Source organism: Myxococcota bacterium (genome assembly GCA_035498015.1).
GTDB lineage: Bacteria > Myxococcota_A > UBA9160 > SZUA-336 > SZUA-336 > VGRW01.
Genome location: DATKAO010000096.1, coordinates 1 through 4,601, shown reverse-complemented (window position 1 = coordinate 4,601; position 4,601 = coordinate 1). Strand labels below are relative to the sequence as shown.

Below are 4,601 nucleotides of genomic sequence, written 5' to 3'. Positions count from 1 at the left end.
CGCCACTTGCTCGATCCTCTCTACCGGCTCGATCTTCAGGTTCGAGATTCGGTCGGCCGGAATCTCGACCAGGTCCTTCTCGTTGGCCGCGGGGATCAGCACGTGCGTCACCCCCGCGCGCCGCGCCGCGAGGATCTTCTCTTTGATTCCGCCCACGGGCAAGACCTTGCCGCGCAGGGTGATCTCGCCGGTCATCGCCAGGTCGGGCGGCACCGGCTTGTCGAGCAAGAGACTGAGCAGAGCGGTCACGATCGCGATGCCCGCGCTCGGGCCGTCCTTCGGGATCGCGCCCGCCGGGATGTGGATGTGGATGTCGCTCTCGCTGAACAGCTTGGGATCGAGTCCGAGCTGGCGCGCGGACGTGCGCACCAGTGACACGGCGGTCATCGCCGATTCGCGCATCACGTCGCGGATCGAGCCGGTGATCTTGACCTCGCCCTTGCCGCGCATGCGCGTGGCCTCGATGAACAAGATCTCGCCGCCCGCCTCGGTGACGGCCAGCCCGACCGACACGCCGGGAATCTGCACGCGGCCCGCGACCTCGGGCTCGAAGTGCGCCGGACCGAGCAGCGCGTGCAGGTCGGCCGCGTCGACGCTCGACGCCTGGTCGTCGCCCTCGACGGCGCGGCGCGCGAGCTTGCGCGCGATCTTGCCCAGCTCGCGCTCGAGATTGCGCAGGCCGGCCTCGCGCGTGTAGTTGCGGATGATCGCGCGCACCGCGTCGTCGGTGAACACCGGCGCACGGTCGCTGAGTCCGTGCTCGGCGAGCTGGCGCGGCAGGAGGTGCCGGCGCGCGATCTCGAGCTTGTCCTCTTCCGTGTAGCCCGGCAGCTCGATCACCTCCATGCGGTCGCGCAGCGCGGGCGGGACGTTCTCGAGCACGTTCGCCGTGGCGATGAACAGCACCTTCGACAGGTCGAACGGAACCTCGAGATAGTGGTCGCTGAAGCTCGAGTTCTGCTCCGGGTCGAGCACCTCGAGCATGGCCGACGACGGGTCACCGCGGAAATCGGCGCCGAGCTTGTCGATCTCGTCCAGGATGAACACCGGGTTGTTCGTGCCCGCGCGCCGCAGCGTCTGCAGGATGCGCCCGGGCAGCGAGCCCACGTAGGTGCGCCGGTGACCGCGGATCTCGGCCTCGTCGCGCACGCCGCCCAGGGAGAGGCGCGCGTATTTGCGCCCGAGCGCGCGGGCGATCGAGCGCCCGAGCGACGTCTTGCCCGTGCCCGGCGGACCCACGAAGCACAGGATCGGACCGCGCAGATCGCGCTTCAGCTTCAGCACCGCGATGAACTCGAGGATCCGGTCCTTCACCTTCTCGATGTCGTAGTGGTCCTCGTTCAGGATCTCGCGCGCGCGGGCCACGTCGATGTGGTCCTCGGTCGACTTCGACCACGGCAGCTCGGCGATCCACTCGAGATAGTTGCGAATCGTGCCGGCCTCCATCGCGCCGGGCGGCTGCGCCGCGAGTCTCTGGAGCTCGCGCTCGGCGACCTCCATCACGGCCTCGGGGACCTTGGCCTCTTCGATGCGCCGGCGCAGGTCGTCGACCTGCTCGCTGGGTGACTCGTACTCGCCGAGCTGGCGGCGGATGGCGCGCGCCTGCTCGCGCAGCACGTACTCGCGCTGGCTGCGGGACAGCTCCTCCTGCACCTGCGAGCGGATCTCCTGCTCGAGCGAGCGCACCTCTTGCTCGCGCGCCAGGTGCTCGGAGAGCCTCTCGAGCCGCTTCTGGACGTCGAGCATCTCGAGCAGGTGCTGGCGCTCGTCGACCGAGAGGCCGAGGTTCGACGCCACCACGTCGGCGAGTGCCGACGAGTCGGTGAGCTGCGCGACCATGGTGCGCACGGGCTCGGACACGTTCTGGGAGCCCTCGGCCACCACGGCGAACTGGCGACTCACGTTGCGGTGCAGCGCCTCGAGCTCGAGGCCGCTCACCACCGTCTCTTCGAGCGGGCGGATGCGGCCGCGCAGGTAGGGCGCGGTCTCGACCCAGCCCTCGATCGCCACGCGCCGCACACCCTGGACCCAGAGGCGCTGCGCGCCGTCTTCGCTCTTGGACATGCGCAGCACGCGCACGGCCGTGCCGACCCGGTACAGGTCGTCGGGGCCGGGCTCGGTCTTCTCCGGGTCGCGCGCGGCCACGGTCACGATCAGGCGGTCGCCGGCCAGCGCGTCGTCGACCAGGCGCTTCGCGCGCTCGGTGGTCGCGACCATGGGCGCGACGAGCGTGGGGAACAACACGGTGTTGCGCAGCGGCAGCACCGGCAGGACTTCGGGCAGGGGCTCGTCGGCCGGGACGCGCACGCGCTCCGGCGGCGTCTCCGTCTCTTCCGCGCGCAGCTCTTCGCTGGTCACTGCGACTTCACCGCGATCACGCGGGCTCCCTTCTCCTGCTTGGGCAGCTCGATCGTGAGCAGCCCGTTCTCGAGCCGCGCGCTCACCCCTTCGGGATCGTACTCCGCGCGCGTGCGCAGCACGCGCTCGAAGGAGCCCTGGGCGATCTCGATCAAGAGATGCCGGCGCCCCTCGCCCGGGCGTCCGAGCGCGCGCCGGCCGGTGATCTGGAGATACTCGCCATCGACGACCACGCGCACGTCGTCGCTGGACACGCCCGCGAGCTCGACGCGGACCACGATCGCGCGCTCGGTCTCGTAGACGTCGAGCGCCGGGCGCCAGGCGTCCGCGGCGGGCAGGCGGACCGCGCCCGCGAGCGCGCGCTCGAAGGCGTGGTCCATCTGCTCCTCGAGCTCCGCGAGCTCGCGCGCGATCCTGCCGCGTTGGACCTGCATCTCGCCCCGCTGACTCACTTCTCCTCGGTGAAGTCGGCGTCGACCACCTGGTCGCCGTTGCCCGCGCTCGCGCCGCCCGGCGGCGGGCTCTGCGCGGCGCCGGGCTGCCCGGCGGCCTCGGCCTTGTACAGCACCTCGGAGATCGCGTGCATGGCGCGCTCGAGCTCCTGCGCTTTCGACTTCAGCTCGGCGGCGGACGCCGCCTCGTTGGCCACCGCGGCCTTGGCCGCGGCGATCGCGCTCTCGGCGGCGTTCAGCGCGGCCACCGGGATCTTCTCCTTGTTCTCGGTCACCGCCTTCTCGGCCGCATAGACCCGGCCGTCGAGCTCGTTCCTGGCGTCGATGCGCTCGCGGCGCGTCTTGTCCTCGGCCGCGTGACTCTCGGCGTCGCGCACCATCTGCTCGATCGACGACTTCTCGAGCCCGCTCGAGCCCTGGATCTGGATCGACTGCTGCTTGCCGCTCGCCTTGTCCTTGGCGGAGACCGACAGGATGCCGTTCGCGTCGATGTCGAAGGTGACCTCGATCTGCGGCATGCCGCGCGGCGCGGGCGGGATCCCGTCGAGGATGAAGCGCCCGAGCGTGCGGTTGTCGGACGCCATCTCGCGCTCGCCCTGCAGCACGTGGATCTCCACCTGCGGCTGGTTGTCGGCCGCCGTCGAGAAGGTCTGGCTGCGCTTGGTCGGGATCGTGGTGTTGCGCTCGACCAGCTTGGTGGTCACTCCGCCGAGTGTCTCGATGCCGAGCGACAGCGGAGTCACGTCGAGCAGGAGCACGTCCTTGACCTCGCCCGTGAGCACGCCGGCCTGGATCGCCGCGCCGACCGCGACCACCTCGTCCGGGTTCACGCCGCGGTGCGGCTCCTTGCCGAAGAAGCTCTTCACCAGCTCCTGCACCTTGGGGATGCGGATCGAGCCACCGACCAGCACCACCTCGTCGATGTCGCCCGGCGACACACCGGCGTCCTTGCACGCCTTGCGCACCGGCTCGAGCGTGCGCTGGATCAGGTCGTCGATCAGCTGCTCGAACTTCGCGCGCGAGAGGCGCAGGTTCAGGTGCTTGGGACCGGACGCGTCCGCCGTGATGTACGGCAGGTTGATCTCGGTCTCGCTCACCGTGGAGAGCTCGATCTTGGCTTTCTCCGAGGCCTCCTTCAGGCGCTGCATCGCCATCGGGTCCTTGGTGAGATCGACGCCCTGGTCCTTCCGGAACTCCTCGACCAGATAGCGCATGACGCGATCGTCGAAGTCGTCGCCGCCCAGGTGCGTGTCACCGTTGGTCGAGAGCACCTCGACCGTGTTGTCGCCGACCTCGAGCACGCTGATGTCGAACGTGCCGCCGCCGAGGTCGTACACGGCGATCTTCTCGTCCTTCTTCTTGTCGAGCGAGTAGGCGAGCGAGGCCGCGGTCGGCTCGTTCACGAGCCGCAGCACCTCGAGCCCCGCGATCGTGCCGGCGTCCTTGGTCGCCTGGCGCTGGGCGTCGTTGAAGTAGGCGGGGACGGTGATCACCGCCTGAGTCACGGGCTGGCCGAGATAGGCCTCCGCCGCGACCTTCAGCTTCTGCAGGATCATCGCGGAGATCTCGGGCGGCGTGTAGCTCTTCCCGCCGGCCTCGACCGTGGCGAGGTCGTTCTTGCCGGGCACCACCTTGTACGGCACGAGCTTCTGCTCGCTCGTGATCTCGCTCATGCGGCGGCCCATGAAGCGCTTGATCGAGTAGATCGTGTTGCGCGGATTGGTGACCGCCTGACGCTTCGCCGGCGCGCCGACGAGGCGCTCGCCGCTCTCGAGATACGCGACGACGCTC

3 protein-coding genes are annotated in these 4,601 nt (G+C 69.8%); all 3 read right to left on the bottom strand.

Annotation, left to right across the window (positions count from 1 at the left end; translation table 11 throughout):
- Positions 1-2,358 (bottom strand): endopeptidase La (lon, locus tag VMR86_08180; GenBank protein HTO07024.1); only part of this gene is annotated, 2,358 nt, incomplete at its 3' end.
- The gene (locus VMR86_08175) at positions 2,355-2,810 is read right to left on the bottom strand and encodes an Hsp20/alpha crystallin family protein (protein HTO07023.1); all 456 of its coding nucleotides are present in this window, start codon (positions 2,808-2,810) and stop codon (positions 2,355-2,357) included. The genes lon and VMR86_08175, both read right to left, overlap by 4 nt.
- Positions 2,807-4,601 (bottom strand): molecular chaperone DnaK (gene dnaK / locus VMR86_08170; protein HTO07022.1); only part of this gene is annotated, 1,795 nt, incomplete at its 5' end. The genes dnaK and VMR86_08175, both read right to left, overlap by 4 nt.